This is a genomic window from Parasegetibacter sp. NRK P23, assembly GCF_023721715.1.
In the GTDB taxonomy this organism is placed as follows: domain Bacteria; phylum Bacteroidota; class Bacteroidia; order Chitinophagales; family Chitinophagaceae; genus Parasegetibacter.
This window is the reverse complement of record NZ_JAMDLG010000001.1, coordinates 3,302,514-3,317,618: the sequence shown is the minus strand read 5'-3', so window position 1 is coordinate 3,317,618 and position 15,105 is coordinate 3,302,514. Positions and strand designations below refer to the sequence as shown.

At 48.4% G+C, this 15,105-nt stretch carries 16 protein-coding genes; 9 read left to right on the top strand and 7 right to left on the bottom strand.

Annotation, left to right across the window (positions count from 1 at the left end; all coding sequences use genetic code 11):
- Positions 1–164 precede the first annotated feature (164 nt).
- The 3 genes from M4J38_RS13410 to M4J38_RS13400 form a co-directional block, all read right to left on the bottom strand.
- Positions 165–764, bottom strand: coding sequence for a superoxide dismutase (locus M4J38_RS13410; protein ID WP_251760121.1), 600 nt, complete (start codon positions 762–764; stop codon positions 165–167).
- Positions 765–857: 93 nt separating this feature from the next.
- Positions 858–1,478, bottom strand: a complete 621-nt coding sequence (locus M4J38_RS13405) for a hypothetical protein (RefSeq protein WP_251760120.1) — start codon at positions 1,476–1,478, stop codon at positions 858–860.
- Between the two features lie 139 nt (positions 1,479–1,617).
- A complete protein-coding gene (locus M4J38_RS13400) occupies positions 1,618–2,055 on the bottom strand; it encodes a nucleoside deaminase (protein WP_251760119.1) in 438 nt (145 codons plus the stop codon).
- A 46-nt stretch (positions 2,056–2,101) separates the two neighbouring features.
- Here M4J38_RS13400 and M4J38_RS13395 point away from each other — a divergent pair, with 46 nt between their 5' ends.
- Positions 2,102–3,478, top strand: a complete 1,377-nt coding sequence (locus M4J38_RS13395; RefSeq protein ID WP_251760118.1) for an aldehyde dehydrogenase — start codon at positions 2,102–2,104, stop codon at positions 3,476–3,478.
- Between the two features lie 8 nt (positions 3,479–3,486).
- Here M4J38_RS13395 and M4J38_RS13390 read toward each other — a convergent pair whose 3' ends face one another.
- Positions 3,487–4,158 (bottom strand): MBL fold metallo-hydrolase, encoded by a 672-nt coding sequence (locus M4J38_RS13390; RefSeq protein ID WP_251760117.1) that lies wholly within the window; start codon positions 4,156–4,158, stop codon positions 3,487–3,489.
- A gap of 93 nt (positions 4,159–4,251) precedes the next feature.
- Here M4J38_RS13390 and tatC point away from each other — a divergent pair, with 93 nt between their 5' ends.
- The 4 genes from tatC (at position 4,252) to M4J38_RS13370 (ending at position 7,706) form a co-directional block, all read left to right on the top strand.
- Complete coding sequence (gene tatC, locus M4J38_RS13385) at positions 4,252–5,094, top strand: twin-arginine translocase subunit TatC (RefSeq protein WP_251760116.1); 843 nt, start codon at positions 4,252–4,254, stop codon at positions 5,092–5,094.
- A 44-nt stretch (positions 5,095–5,138) separates the two neighbouring features.
- Positions 5,139–5,591 carry a ribose 5-phosphate isomerase B gene (gene rpiB / locus M4J38_RS13380; protein WP_308217819.1) on the top strand — a complete coding sequence of 151 codons (453 nt, stop codon included), beginning with the start codon at positions 5,139–5,141 and terminating at the stop codon, positions 5,589–5,591.
- Between the two features lie 35 nt (positions 5,592–5,626).
- Complete coding sequence (locus M4J38_RS13375) at positions 5,627–7,123, top strand: M28 family peptidase (protein WP_251760115.1); 1,497 nt, start codon at positions 5,627–5,629, stop codon at positions 7,121–7,123.
- Positions 7,124–7,226: 103 nt separating this feature from the next.
- Positions 7,227–7,706, top strand: coding sequence for a UbiA family prenyltransferase (locus tag M4J38_RS13370; protein ID WP_251760114.1), 480 nt, complete (start codon positions 7,227–7,229; stop codon positions 7,704–7,706).
- A gap of 215 nt (positions 7,707–7,921) precedes the next feature.
- On the opposite strand, the gene M4J38_RS13365 is transcribed toward M4J38_RS13370, so the two are convergent.
- Together M4J38_RS13365 and M4J38_RS13360 are read right to left on the bottom strand one after the other, a co-directional pair.
- Positions 7,922–8,896: a deoxyhypusine synthase family protein gene (locus tag M4J38_RS13365; RefSeq protein WP_251760113.1), complete on the bottom strand. Its 975-nt coding sequence runs from the start codon at positions 8,894–8,896 to the stop codon at positions 7,922–7,924.
- A gap of 57 nt (positions 8,897–8,953) precedes the next feature.
- Positions 8,954–9,649: a YjjG family noncanonical pyrimidine nucleotidase gene (locus tag M4J38_RS13360; protein ID WP_251760112.1), complete on the bottom strand. Its 696-nt coding sequence runs from the start codon at positions 9,647–9,649 to the stop codon at positions 8,954–8,956.
- Positions 9,650–9,756: 107 nt separating this feature from the next.
- On the opposite strand from M4J38_RS13360, the gene M4J38_RS13355 reads away from it, so the two are divergent.
- The 4 genes from M4J38_RS13355 (at position 9,757) to M4J38_RS13340 (ending at position 14,204) form a co-directional block, all read left to right on the top strand.
- Positions 9,757–10,482: a DUF6088 family protein gene (locus M4J38_RS13355; protein WP_251760111.1), complete on the top strand. Its 726-nt coding sequence runs from the start codon at positions 9,757–9,759 to the stop codon at positions 10,480–10,482.
- Entirely contained in the window at positions 10,479–11,468 is a 990-nt protein-coding gene (locus tag M4J38_RS13350) for a nucleotidyl transferase AbiEii/AbiGii toxin family protein (protein ID WP_251760110.1), read from the top strand. The genes M4J38_RS13355 and M4J38_RS13350 overlap by 4 nt, the downstream gene beginning before the upstream one ends.
- Positions 11,469–11,487: 19 nt before the next feature.
- Positions 11,488–12,201 carry an SDR family oxidoreductase gene (locus M4J38_RS13345; protein WP_251760108.1) on the top strand — a complete coding sequence of 238 codons (714 nt, stop codon included), beginning with the start codon at positions 11,488–11,490 and terminating at the stop codon, positions 12,199–12,201.
- A gap of 83 nt (positions 12,202–12,284) precedes the next feature.
- Positions 12,285–14,204, top strand: coding sequence for a BatD family protein (locus tag M4J38_RS13340; protein WP_251760107.1), 1,920 nt, complete (start codon positions 12,285–12,287; stop codon positions 14,202–14,204).
- Between the two features lie 185 nt (positions 14,205–14,389).
- Here the strand turns inward: M4J38_RS13340 and M4J38_RS13335 are convergent, their stop codons facing one another.
- On the bottom strand, positions 14,390–15,100 hold the full coding sequence (locus M4J38_RS13335; RefSeq protein ID WP_251760106.1) for a response regulator transcription factor: 711 nt from the start codon (positions 15,098–15,100) through the stop codon (positions 14,390–14,392).
- Positions 15,101–15,105: the final 5 nt, after the last annotated feature.

The window sequence follows — 15,105 nt, the reverse complement described above, 5'->3', positions numbered from 1 at the left end:
TAAGTTTAAAAATATAAAAGAGACTGCACGAAATTCAATGCAGTCTCTCTTATATTTTAGCGCTTTTCAGAAACGCCTAAACCTTAGAGATCAATGAACTCATTCAACGTTGCGCCGTGGCGTCGTTGCGAGAACACGACCCTTACCGTTTAAGGCAACCAAACTTACTTCCCGAAACGCTCACTCACTTTATTCCAATTCACCACATTCCAGAAAGCCGCGAGGTAATCCGCTCTTTTGTTCTGGTATTTCAGGTAATAAGCGTGTTCCCAAACGTCCACACCAAGGATGGGCGTACCTTTTACTTCGGCCACGTCCATCAGGGGATTGTCCTGGTTGGGGGTGGAAGACACTTCGAGTTTACCGTCTTTCACGATGAGCCATGCCCAGCCGCTTCCGAAGCGGGTCATACCGGCGTTGGCGAATTTCTCTTTGAAGATGTCGAAACTGCCGAAAGCGGCGTCGATGGCTTTGGCCAGTTCGCCTGTGGGGGCGCCGCCGGCATTGGGGGCGAGGCTTTCCCAGAAGAAAGTATGGTTCCAGTGGCCACCTCCGTTGTTGCGTACGGCAGGGCTGATGGATCCGGCAGCGGCCACCAGTTCTTCCAGCGATTTGTTCTCGTGATCGGTACCGGCAATTGCCTTGTTCAGGTTGTCTACATAAGCCTGGTGGTGCTTGCCATGGTGGATCTGCATGGTGGTGGTGTCAATATGCGGTTCCAGCGCCTCGTGCGCGTAGGGGAGTGCAGGAAGTGTAAAAGCCATAACATTATGATTTTTAATATGAATAAAATATTGAACTCCTTACAAATTTAAGGGAGATGAGGGGAACGGACAACTACCATTCCGTTAATTTACCTAACGGTTCTCTATCTCCAACAACTCGGCCCTTCGTTTCTCCAGGCGTAATCTTTTTTCCGTATTCTGATCCTTCATTTTTTCAAGTTGCCGTTCCATTTTCCGGATCTTTCTTTCTCTTTTGCGGGCAGCCTTCTCTGCATTTCTTATTTTTATCGCTTCTTCCTCAGCCAGTTTTTCCTTATTGGCTACTTCAGCTTCGGGTGGGAACGCATTTAGAAAACGGATGGTGCCTGCGGCTATGCCGGCCTCACCATTGGATGAAATGAAATTATCATACCCTTTGGAAACGTATAATCTTACCACAGATTTATCCTTTTCGCGGCGGCTCTTTCTTTCCACCGTACCGTATATGTCCATTTTTTCCCCGGAAACAACGGGCAGGTTCACACCGGAATAAGTGAGTACGCCACGCCTGGAGGAGCCCTTGGAGGAAGTAGCATCTGAAAGGTATTTGCGCAAGGCTTTTTCTGTTACATCAGGTGCATAAGGAACTTCTATTGTATAAGCGGGGCGGTCTGTTCCCTGGAATTTGTTTACTGATTCAACCGCCATCACCTGGGCATACACGCCGGTCGCCATTAACATAAGCAGCAGGAAAGTCACATAGATTTTTCTCATCGTTCAGCATTTAAAAGTGAAACAATAAAGATAAAAGGCCAAACAAGATGCCAGTTCTGGGGCTGATTTTCAATTGTTTAATAGAAATCTTAAAAATCAACCTAACACTTTAACAACCTGTTTTTTGATTTTCCCCGGTTCAGCGGCGTTCCCTGAAGAATGTTTTCATGAGCGAAGCGCATTCATCCGCCAATATCCCAGTAGTAACCTTTGCCTTCGGATGAAACGCGGTATTGGTGCCCGTGATTCTTCTGTGCCCGTTCTTTTCGTCATCGGCCCCCCACACAATCCTATTGAGTTTGCTCCAATAGATGGCACCGGCGCACATCAGACAGGGTTCAACAGTTACATACAACGTAGCGTCCGGTAAATATTTCGCGCCCAGAAGGTTGAAAGCGGACGTGAGGGCGATCATTTCCGCGTGTGCCGTAGGGTCTTTCAGTTTCTCCGTTTGGTTGTACCCGCGTGCAATCACTTTGCCCTGCATTACCACGATAGCGCCCACCGGCACCTCGCCTTCCTCGAAGGCAATCCGCGCCTGCTTCAGCGCAAGGTTCATGAAGTGTTCGTCGTTCATCACCCGCAAATTACAGATTGCGCACGGTTTTCTGTAACTTGATGCAATGGGGGAAGTTTTGCACAACGAACTGATTGCCATGCGCCGTTTCTTCGAAACCGGAGAGACAAGGTCATTATCGTGGCGACAAACGCAGTTGAAAATAATGTACAGAGCGCTGGAAGAATACGAAGAGAAGATTGCCGCCGCGCTATTTGCCGATTTCAGAAAACCTTTAACAGAATCTTATGTTACGGAAACGGGTATGCTAAAAGCGGAGATCAGCTTTACGTTGAAAAATCTCCGCAAATGGATACGGCCCGAAAAACCGGGCACCAATTTCCTCAACTTCCCATCTAAAAGCCGGATATACAAAGAACCGCTGGGTGTTGTATTGGTTATCGGACCATGGAATTATCCCTTCATGCTCACCCTGCTGCCAATGATCAATGCCATAGGCGCAGGCAATTGCGTGGTGTTAAAACCTTCGGAAGCCGCCCCCGCATCATCAGCGCTGATGGCTGAAATGATCGGTAAATATTTTTCTCCGGCATACATAAAAGTCGTGGAGGGGGACGGTGAAAAAACGGTCGGTGAATTGATGAATTTCCGTTTCGACCATGTTTTTTTCACTGGAGGAAGCAATATTGGAAAGAAAATATATGAAATGGCCGCCCGGCAATTGATGCCCGTTACCCTGGAACTTGGGGGTAAAAGCCCGGTGGTGGTGGCGCAGGACGCGGATATACCGGTTACGGCTAAACGAATATGTGCCCCTAAGTTTTCCAATGCCGGCCAGATGTGTGTAGCCCCGGATTATGTATTGGCGCACGAAAGCGTAGCGCAGCGGTTGCTGGAAGAAATGAAAAAATGTATCCGCTCTTTCTATGGAGAAGAACCATTTCAATCGCCCGATTACGCCCGTATCATCAACGAAAGGCAGTTTTCCAGGCTGTGCAGTTATCTTTCAGAAGGAAGGATATTTTGCGGAGGAAAAATAAATGCCGAGGAGCTGTACATTGAACCCACCATCATGGTAGACATCGCTCCCAACACGCGCATTATGGAGGAAGAAATTTTTGGTCCGATACTGCCCGTCCTGACTTATACATCAGAGGAAGAACTTTTTCAAAACCTTTCCCGCCATCCTTCGCCATTGGCCCTGTATGTGTTTACCAACAATACCGGCTATGCGGAAAAATTAATGAAGGCGTTTCCTTTCGGCGGCGGCTGCATCAATAACGTGGCCTATCACCTGATGAACCCGCGGCTTCCTTTCGGCGGCATCGGGAACAGTGGAATCGGCGCGTACCATGGCCTTCACGGCTTTCACACATTTACCCACCGAAAGGCCGTGATGCAAACCCCGGTGTGGTTCGATCCTTCCCTCAAATATCCCCCGTTCGGGAACAGACTAAAATGGTTGCGGAAATTTTTAAAATGAGCGGATGGTTACTTCATCTTCTGAAGCCATTTTGCCACATCATCTCTTTTTAAAGGACCGCCGTGTCCCACGTGAAAACGCTGCACGCCCCAATCCAGCAAACGTTGAACATTCATCAGGATGTTTTTCTTATCCCGGTACAGGTAGGGGAATCTGGGTTTGGAAGGTTGGATGTATCCCCCGAAATGACCGCCACTGAGCAGGTCGCCGATGATGGCCTCGCCATTCTCAAAAATGATGGAGGCGGAACCAAGCGTGTGACCAGGCGTGTGAATGAGTTTCGCGGGAGCGCCGAACGGGTTGAGGTCCATCTCCCCTTCGAAGATGATCTCGGTGGAGAAGGGTGTAAAGCGGCGGGCCAAAAACCAGGAGCCGATTAAACCCGTAAGTCCTTTGGCACCGGCGGGCGCATTCGCGCCTTTTTCGATCCATTGAAGGTCGTTGGTATGGATGATGGTGGGGATGTCCGCTTTTTCCTTGATGGCGTGGGTGGAACCCACATGATCGGCGTGGGCGTGTGTATGCACGATCATTGCAAGTTCATGGAGCGTGAGTCCTTCTTTTTCCAGGCGGCGCGAGAGCAGTTGAAAATCGCCGGGCGACCCCGTATCCACCAATATCGGTTGCTCGCATTGAATAAGGTATGCGTTGGAAATAGTGAGGGGCAGCCTGGAAATCATAAAATAAATATATAAAACAGTTGGTATTCGTTTTAATAATTCTTCGGGCAATGGGTTTATGGGTTATTTTTGCCCCGCTTTCATGCATCTGATATGGTAAAGAAATTGTTCAACAGGAGTGATGACCAGGCGGAAATGTCGTTCGTGGACCATCTTGAAGCGCTGCGCTGGCACGTGGTACGTTCATTGGCGGCTGTGCTGGTAGGCGCGATTGTCGTGTTCGCGAATATTGATTTTTTCTTCAACGATATTATTCTCGGCCCTGCCCACAACGATTTTATCACCTATAAGCTGATCTGCGACTTCAGCCATAAAGTCGGGATGGGCGATGCCATGTGCATGGAAGACATCAACCTGAAACTGATCAGTACAGAGATGAGTTCCCAGTTCATGATGAGCTTTACCATCGCCTTCGTAGCGGGCTTCATTATCGCCTTCCCTTATGTTTTCTGGGAATTCTGGCGCTTTGTGGGCCCGGCCCTCACGCCAAAGGAAAAGAAAAAGACACGGGGCATGATCTTCTGGGTATCACTGCTCTTCTTCCTGGGTGTGGGTTTCGGTTATTTCCTGCTCGCCCCTTATACGGTGAACTTCTTTGCGAGCTTTACGCTCAGTCCGCTGATCGAGAACAATTTCCGTATCTCCGACTATATTGAGAACATCACCCAACTCGTATTGGGCACGGGCGTGGTGTTCCAGCTTCCGCTGGCCGTGCTTTTCCTTTCGAGAGTAGGTATATTAACCCCGGCATTTCTCCGTGCCTCACGCAAGTACGCGGTAGTGGTAATCCTGGTAATCGCGGCCGTGATTACACCGCCTGATGTGGTGAGCCAGTTGATCGTAACCATCCCGCTCTGGATTCTTTATGAAATCAGTATCGGCATCTCCGCAAGGGTAGTACGCGACCAGGAGAAGAAAGACAAGGAATGGAGTTGATCGTGATTATTAGTTAACTTCACGTCCTGTAATCTTAATTTATCATGAATACTTCGTTCGACCTTTCGTTGCCTATCGCTATCGGTGCCGACCATGCCGGTTATGAATACAAGGAAATGCTGCTGGCTTATCTCCAGGAGAAAGGATATACCGTAAAAAACTTCGGCACCAACAGTCCTGATTCTGCGGATTATCCAGACTTTGCGCACCCCACTTCCCTCAGTGTGGAATCGGGCGAATCGGGCTGCGGTGTACTGGTATGCGGCAGTGCGAACGGGGTAGCCATTACCGCCAACAAGCACCAGGGTATCCGGGCCGCCATCGCATGGCAGGAAGAACTCGCGAGCCTGGCCAGGAAACACAACAACGCCAACATTATTTGTATCCCTGCAAGATTCATTTCCACTGACCTTGCCAAACAAATCGTGGACACATTCCTGCATACGGAATTTGAAGGCGGCAGACACGAAAAACGCGTGAACAAGATCTCCTGTTAACCACCATTCTCTCCGGAAAACACCAACAATTACATATGCGAAAACTGCTCTTTGCCATGGCATTGATGGGCGCCGTTCCCACCATGGCCCAAAAAACAACGTTGAAAGGAGCCGATAAATTCGGTAAAACCATCACCGCCGCTGACCTGAAAAAACACCTCTATATTGTAGCCGGTCCCGAAATGGAAGGCCGCGAAACCGCGAAAGAAGGACAAAGAAAAGCCGCAGCTTATATAGAAGAATACTTTAAATCCCTGGGACTGAAACCTGGTAACGGAACCAGCTACCAGCAGGCATTCCCCGTGTATGAAGACAAATTTGAAGCCGCGGAACTGATGGTGAATGGTACAGCGCTGAAACTGGACCAGGACTTCACACTCAACCTAGGCCAGAGCCATACCGCCACACAATATTTCAGTGAGTTCGTATATGTGAAAGACACCACTATGGTGGGCGGCGGAAATGATTACAAAAACCTGGAAGTAACCGGGAAACTGGTACTGGTAAACGGACTTTCCGCAGCAGCCAATTCCCGCAACGCCAACTACGCCAGGGTGATCAACGCGCTTATCCGTAAGGGCGCGGCCGCAGTATTGCTGGTACAGGGCGGGTTTCCCCGCGAACAGGGCATCGCCGCACAACATGGGGCAATGAGCCTGAACCAGTACAAAAGAAGCGTAACGCCAAATGTATTCTCCATTTCCGAGCAGGTGGCGGCTAAGCTGATGGGTGCCGACTGGAACCAGGCAAAAGCCAATACCATTCCTTCCAAAACTTATCCCGCTGAAGTAAAACTCGCGTTCAGCAAATCATTCACCCAACTCGAAAGTACCAACGTACTCGGTGTGGTGGAAGGAACCGATAAAAAAGATGAATACCTTTTTGTGACCGCGCACTACGACCATATCGGTATTGAAAATGGCGTGATCAACGCGGGCGCCGATGACGACGGCTCCGGAACCGTGTCCATCCTCGAAATGGCGGAAGCCTTCGCCAAAGCGAAAGCCGCCGGGAAAGGACCGCGCAGGTCCATCGTTTTCATGACGGTTTCAGGGGAAGAGAAAGGGCTCTGGGGTTCCGCCTACTATTCCAACCACCCCATATTCCCATTGGAGAATACAGTGGCCGACCTGAACATCGATATGATCGGAAGGGTGGGTTTTGAATACCAGAAAAGTGCCGACTCCGGCAATTATGTTTACGTGATCGGCGACGATAAACTCAGTTCCGATCTGCGCCCCGTAAGCGAAGCCGCCAACAAGCAGTTCGTGAAAATGAAGCTGGATTACAAATACAATGATCCCAACGATCCCAACCGCTTCTACTACAGGAGCGACCACTATAATTTCGCCGTGAAAGGTGTGCCCGTGATCTTTTACTTCAACGGCGTGCATGCCGATTACCACCGTCCCGGTGATACGCCTGATAAAATCAATTATCCCCTGATGGAAAAACGTGCCCGCCTGGTGTTCTACACCGCCTGGGAAATGGCCAACAGGGAAAACAAAATTGTAAGGGATAAGCCGCTGTAAACAACCAGGCTACCCGATTAAGAAATGTTGAACCGGAAAATACCGCGTTCAACATTTCTTTTTTAGGGAATCGGCTATTATTTTGTAGCCAAACAACCTTCTTATGGAAAAAGCTCCGCAGCAAAACGATCAGGACACGATCTCTTCTTATGTAGCCGACCTCGCACAAATAGAAATGGAAGGCTATGAACTGGGGGTGAAAAAAGCGCGTAACGCATTATTCTGGGCAGCCGGACTATTCTTCGTCGGTGAAATGATCAGCCTGTTCATGACACCCGACCTGGACGCGATCACGATTTCAGTAGTAATGGCCATCGCACTGGTGGAGGCTGGTATATTCGTTGCCCTTGGATTCTGGACAAAGAAAAAACCATACACGGCCATTGTGTGGGGCATCATTACTTTTTGCGCCTTTATTATACTGGGGGCAGTAGCAACGGGCTATTCAGACGGCGCTTCGGCCGGGGTGGCCAGCATTTTCAGGGGCATCATTGTAAAAACTATTATCCTCATCAACCTGATCCGTCCGTTGGGCGATGCGAAAGCGTTGGAGGCAAAGCGGGAGTTGTTCGGGAAGGAATGAGTTACGGCGTCGGGAGTAAATTTGTTTCACGCAACTGCTTCGTGCTCCGTTCCTCGCAGTCTCGCAGACATATTAAGGCGCCTGGGCGGATAAGTAATGTCAGGAACGCGTGTGCTGTTTGCGGGAAAAGTATGTAGAAAGGATTGATGTATAAAATAAAGCTGGCGCATCTCTTTGGATACGCCAGCTTTTATTATTTGTAGCACAATAGCTTCCTACCAACCTAACAGATAAGCGAAAATCAACGGAGCCACAATGGTGGCATCACTTTCCACGATGTACTTGGGCGTATGGATATCCAGTTTACCCCAGGTGATTTTTTCGTTGGGCACGGCACCGGAGTAGGAACCATAAGATGTGGTGGAATCTGATATCTGGCAGAAGTAGCTCCAGAAAGGAACATCGTGCCATTCCAGGTCCTGGTACATCATGGGTACCACACAGATGGGGAAATCCCCGGCGATGCCGCCACCGATCTGGAAGAAGCCCACGCCTTTTCCTTCGGAATTCTGGCGGTACCAGTCGGCCAGCCACACCATGTATTCGATACCGCTTTTCACCGTATCGGCCTTCAGTTCCCCTTTGATCACGTAACTGGCGAAGATGTTACCGGTGGTACTGTCTTCCCAGCCCGGCACCACGATGGGCAGGTTCTTTTCTGCTGCGGCCACGATCCAGCTGTCTTTGGGGTCGATCTCATAATATTGTTCCAGTTCTCCGCTCAATACTGTTTTGTACAGGAACTCGTGCGGGAAGAACCTTTCGCCGTTGGCTTCCGCGTCTTTCCATTGCTTCACCAGGTGTTTCTGGAGGCGGCGGAAAGCTTCTTCTTCGGGGATGCAGGTATCGGTTACGCGGTTATAGTGGTTCTCCAGCAGGTCCCATTCTTCCTGGGGTGTAAGATCGCGGTAGTTGGGGATGCGCTTATAGTGGGAGTGGGCCACCAGGTTCATCACGTCTTCTTCCAGGTTGGCGCCTGTGCAACTGATGATATGAATCTTATCCTGACGGATCATCTCCGCGAGGGAAACGCCCAGTTCTGCGGTACTCATGGCGCCTGCCAGGGATACCAGCATTTTACCGTTTTCAAGGAGATGGGTCTCATATCCTTTGGCGGCATCTACCAGGGCAGCGGCGTTAAAATGGCGGTAATGGTGCGTGATAAACTGTGAAACGGGTCCTTTACTCATTTTCTTTATCGTTTTTTGAACCGGGCAAAATTAGTCTTTTTCGGGGGGATGAGCCGGTTAAAAAATCGTGTGCAGTTCAGGCAGGGAATACACCGTATGCGTGGCCCTGAAATCGGTTTTCACCGCCATGTGGTTCACGAATATATGATCGATACCGGCATTCTTCGCACCTTCCATATCAGCTTCTATACTATCTCCTATCATGATGCTTTTTTCGGGAACGGCGCCTGTTTTCCTGAAAGCGAAATCGAAAATCTCTTTGTTGGGCTTGAGGCTGTTGGAACCTTCAGAAGTAATCACTTCCCCGAAATAAGGGGATAACCCGGAATACTTTAGTTTGCTGTGTTGCACGTCTTCGAACCCGTTGGTGATGAGGTGCAGTTGGTAATTTTTGGAACGCAGGTAATCGAGCAGTTCCAGGGTTCCGGGGAAAAGCAGGTTTCGTGTGGGTAATCCCGCGAGAAAAAGGCGGGCCATTTCGCGGGCGAGTTTTTCGTCTCCGATCTTAAAATCGAGCAGGGTGAGCCACATTCTTTTCCAGCGGAGTTCATCCTGTTTCACAAATCCCTTGCGGTATCTTTCCCAGAGGCGGTCGTTGTGGTAGAGGTATTTTTGGTGGAAGGAGTCAAAATCTTTTATGCCTTTTGCCGGAAGATCAAGTTGAAGGAAGAGCTCCTGCAAAGTGAGGCGTGAATTGGCTTCGAAGTCCCAGAGGGTGTGGTCGAGGTCAAAGAAAAGATGGGAGTATTTCATGCGCAAAGATAGGTAGGGATCTTAGAATAGAAACAAAATTCTTTCTAAAATGTCCAGTTTTTTCATTAAAAAACTGGACATTTAGTTTATATTTGTACTCAACTTAGATGAGTACAACAGCGTTCATATCGAAGCAAATTGAGAAGCTACCTCCTGGCCAGGTGTTTTCTTACTCAACCTTTTTAAAGGAGCCGGACCAGCGTGAGGCAACCATAAAGGCGCTCAACAGAATGGTGGAAGCCGGTAAATTGTCAAAGCTTGCAAAAGGCAGATATTACAAAGCAGAACATACTGTGTTTGGTAAGCTGGGGCCTGATTTGTACCAGGTGGTAAAGGACCTGCTGGAAGATGGTGGCAAGGTAACAGGTTATCTCACAGGATATTCAATCTATAATAAGCTGGGACTAACAACTCAGGTTAGTAACACCATTCAAATAGGCAAAAACGATGTTCGTTCAAAATTAAAACGGGACCGATACACGATCTCATTTGTCCGGCAGAAAAATGAAATTACTACAGAACATATACCATTACTTCAAATTCTCGATGCCATCAGGTATATCAGGGAAATACCAGACGTTCCGGTGCTGTCTTCTATTGTCCGGCTCAACACTATTGTAAATGATTTATCAGATTCGGACCAAAAAAAAATGGCAGCGTTGTTGCTCAAATACCCGGCGGCCACCCGTGCATTGGCCGGAGCCATGTTTGAGCAGGCAGGAAAAGATGCTTTGGCAAAGAAACTACATCAAACCCTCAACCCGGTAACAAAATATAAGATGCCCGGTATTTCCTCGATAATTCCAAATGCTGAAAACTGGTATTTCAAATGAAGCTACATGAAAATGAAGAACTATTCAGACAGGCGATACAGTTCACAGCACAGGACATAGGTATTCCTGAAATATTTATTGAGAAAGACTATTGGGTAACATTTGCGCTATTTTCTATATTCAAAAGTAAAATAGGTGATGATGCGGTTTTCAAAGGCGGCACTTCATTGCTGAAATGTTTTGGTGCAATCAAGCGGTTTTCAGAAGATATTGATCTGGTAGTATTGCGGAGAGAGGGCGAATCAAACAACAGGCTGAACGCGAAAATAAAAATGATTGGAGATGCTGTTTCCAATGTACTTCCCGAAGTCGATCTGCCCAATGTAACTGTAAAGATGGGGATGAATAGAAAAACCGCTCACGAATATAAAAAGAAGTTCGCTGGCGATTATGGACATGTGCGGGATAAGATTATTATTGAAGCTACGTGGCTCGGCTATTTTGAGCCCTATGCAGAAATGCCAATAACTTCTTTTGTGTATGAAATGATGGTAAGAGGTGGGCAGCATGAACTTATTAAAGAATATGACCTGTTTCCTTTTATGGGAAAGGTTCTGCTACCTACAAGAACAATTTGCGAAAAGATCATGAGTTTGGTTCGCTTTTCTTACGGAACGCAGCCTTTGGAAGATTTAAAGCTTAAAGTAAGACATGCTTACGACCTTCACCAATTATTGCAGGTAACTGAATTTTTGAATTATTTTAATTCGGAAGACTTCAACGAGATGTTAATCAAAGTAGGGCATGATGATATGGTAAGTTACAAAACTAACCACCAATGGCTCAGGTTTCATCCGAATGAGTCCCTTATTTTTAAAGAACCGGCTATTCCCTGGGAATATATGCGGGCTGTATATGACCACCAGTTCAGGGCAATGGTGTTTGGGAATGATTTTCCAGAGGCAGAAGATATATTGCAAACACTACAAAAAATCAAACAAAGACTCTCAACCGTTCGTTGGGATGTTATAGCAGCCCAATTCTAAAATCCCCTCAATCACAACTATGTCCCAAACTCCCACCATACTTATTACCGGCGCTTCCAAAGGATTCGGTTACGCCATCGCAGAAGCATTCGCAAAACAAGGTTACAACCTGCTCCTCAGTTCCCGGTCAGACCTGGCGCTGTACAAGGCCATGGAAACGCTGATTACAAAATTTCCCAACAACGAGATCAGGGGAAAACATTTTGACCTCGGCACAAAAGACGGTGTAACCGGACTGGCTGCATGGGTGAAAGAAACAGGGATTGTACCAGATATTCTCGTGAACAACGCGGGTGTTTTTCTGCCAGGAAGCGTCCACAACGAACCGGAAGATACATTAGAGACTATGCTGAACGTGAACCTCTTCAGCGCATACCATTTAACCCGGGCCCTGATTGGCGATATGATGCAAAGGGGCAGCGGACACATCTTCAATATGTGTTCTATCGCTTCCCTCAACGCATACAGCAACGGCGGGGCATACAGTATTTCCAAGTTCGCTTTACTGGGTTTCTCCAAAAATCTCCGGGAAGAAATGAAACCGTATGGCATAAAAGTGACCCATGTGATACCCGGCGCAGCTTTCACGGCATCCTGGGAAGGATCGGGTATTAACCCCCAACGCATCATGGAAGCCGCCGACATCGCGCAGATGATGGTAGCCGCCGCGGCCCTCTCCCCGCAGGCCTGTGTGGAAGAAATTGTACTAAGGCCCCAACTCGGGGATCTGTGATCAAGGTTTTAACGCATTTTTAACCGATGCCGCCCATGCGTGAAATTTATCTTTGTACGAGGCGTATGCTGATACCGTGTGCAATGAAGACTGTAAAACCTATCGTTATCGGAGCAATATTACACTACCGTTCTTTACTGGTCCTGTGCACCCTGCTGTGTTCGTTCGCAACCACGGCCCAGGTGAAATTTGAAACAAGGGTCCAAAGCAAGAAAGTCGGCAAGGAAGACCCTTTCCGGGTAGAATACATTATTGAGAACGCTGAATCCATCAGCAGCTTTCAGGAGCCGGAATTCAACGGCTTCACCGTATTGCAGGGTCCCTCTCAGGGACAATCCACCAGCATCATGAACGGGAAGGTGTCTCAGTATGTTTTCGTGGCCTATATTATCCAGGCAAAAAAGACGGGTAAGTTCACCATCCCGGGTACGTATGCCGTTATTGGCGGGAAGAAGATAAAATCACAGAACATTGAGGTAGAAGTATTCGCGGGCAGTACCGGGAGACCACCCGTTACCGCTGTGGTGCCCACCCCGCGCCCTTCCTGGGATGATGTAAGGCCCAACAGCAAAGAACTTTATCTTAAACCCGGAGAGAACGCGGTGGACAAGATCCGCGGGAACCTCTTCGTGAAGGCAGATATCGACAGGAGCCAGTGTTATGTGGGAGAACCCATTGTAGCTACGTACAAATTGTATACAAGACTCCAGTCGGAGTCGAAAGTGACCAAACGCCCGTCGTTGAACGGCTTTAGCGTGTATGATATGGTGGACCCGGAATCGTCCCACGCCAGAACGGAAACACTGAACGGGAAAGACTACAATGTTTATTATATCCGCAAAACACAGCTTTATCCGTTACAGCCTGGCAAGGTAACACTGGAACCTGTAGAAGTGGAGAACAAAGTACTCTTCTATCAAAACACAGAACAGCAAAAACCAGGAAGAACTATGGACGACCTGGTACGGGAATTCTTCAACGATGTACCCATGGGTGAAGCGGAAGAACATACCCTCACGCTGAGCAGCAAGCCCATGGAGGTGAATGTGCTTCCGTTGCCGGAAGAGCATAAGCCAGCCACTTTTAACGGAGCCGTGGGACAGTTTACATTGAAAGCAGCGCTGGAAGCAGATGGCATTGCAACAGGAAGATCTGGCACACTGGTGCTCACCCTGGAAGGCGCGGGCAATTTTCCCATGATCACCGCTCCGGTAGTGAACTGGCCAGCTTCTTTCGACGCATTCGATCCATCTGCGGAAGAAAACATCAATAAGCAGGAAGCCCCCATTGCAGGAACCAAACGGTTCAAATATGTTTTCACACCTTCCGATACCGGACGCTTTACCATACCACCCGTTCAGTTCGCTTACTTCGACCCCAAAAGCAAAAAATATGTTACCGCAGAAACCGCAGCGCTGGGCGTAGATGTAGCCATGGGTCCAGATTATGGGAAAAAAGCTGTGAGCGGCATTCCAACCGAAAGCAATATTGACAGTAGTACCATCATTAAGCTACTGATGGGCGCAGCCCTCCTTCTCGTGCTTGTGCTCGGTTATTACGCCTGGAACAATAAAAGAAAAGCTGCACCAGTTGTGCAGGTCAAAAAAGCAACTGCTGCTCCTGTCGCGCCCGAACCCTCACTCATACCAGCACCGCAACCAACGGCAACACCAATTGTACCACACGACACTTCCATCAACTGGACACCTTTGGAAGAAATGATTTCCTCCGGCGACAGCAAAGGTTTTTACCAGGCCATGGGCAACCAGGTATGGCAGTTCTTCTCACAAAAATTATCCCTAACAGGCAGTGAACGCAACAAGAGGACTTTGGTGCAAAAGCTTACTGCCGCAGGTGTGGGCTCTGAAGAAACGGCCACGGCAACAGGTATCCTCAGCGATTGCGAAATGGCGCTTTATACACCGGTACATTCGGCATCGGACATGCAGTTGATGCTGGCGAGTTCAAAGGAACTGGTTAGGGTGTTGTCGGAAAAGCTGTAGTAGCTCGCATTAATTGTATCTCGCAAAGGCACGCTGCTTCATACCTCGCAGGCGCTAAGTGATGAGGTGTTTCGGGGCTGTTTGTTTTCTTCTTGCTTTTCACGCAAGGACGCAAAGGTACAAGGACGCAAAGAGAGGCTGTACTTTAAGGCCTGTTTGTTTTGTTGAAGACCGTTATTTGCTTACTATTCAGTGTACTTATAACCGACACCTCTTACGGAGTGGAAATAACGGGGATTGCGGGTATCTTCTTCGAAATACTTTCTGAAGTTAAGAATGAAATTATCGATCGTTCGGGTGGTGGGGTATACGTTATAACCCCATACCGTTTGCAGGATTTTTTCACGTGTCACCACTTCGTTTTTATTTTCCACGAGCAGTTTGAGGAGCATGGCTTCCTTCTTGCTGAGTGAGATCACGGAACCATCTTTGATGGTGGCTTCCTGGGCCTTGAAGTCTACTTTATTGGAACCGAAAGTGTAGGTATCCCCTACTGTTTCGCGGTCCTGGATGCGCTTGTTTTTGCTGATGAGTTTGTCCACGCGGAGGAGCAGTTCTTCAAGGTTGAAGGGCTTGGTGAGGTAATCATCGGCGCCTTTTTTCAGACCGGTGATTTTATCGGCGGGGGTATTTTTCGCGCTGAGGATGAGGATGGGCACGTCGTTGTTCTGCAGGCGTACACTTTCCGTAACGCTGATCCCATCCATTTCGGGCAGCATGATGTCGAGCACGATCACATCGAAATATTCCTGCTGGATCGACTTCATGGCCTGCGACCCATCGTAGGCGGAAGTTACTTCATAGCCTTCCAGTTCGAGGTTAAGGCGAAGCGTTTCGTGCAGGTGTTCTTCATCTTCCACCAACAATACCGATGCTTTATAATTGGGACGTGCCATGTTTT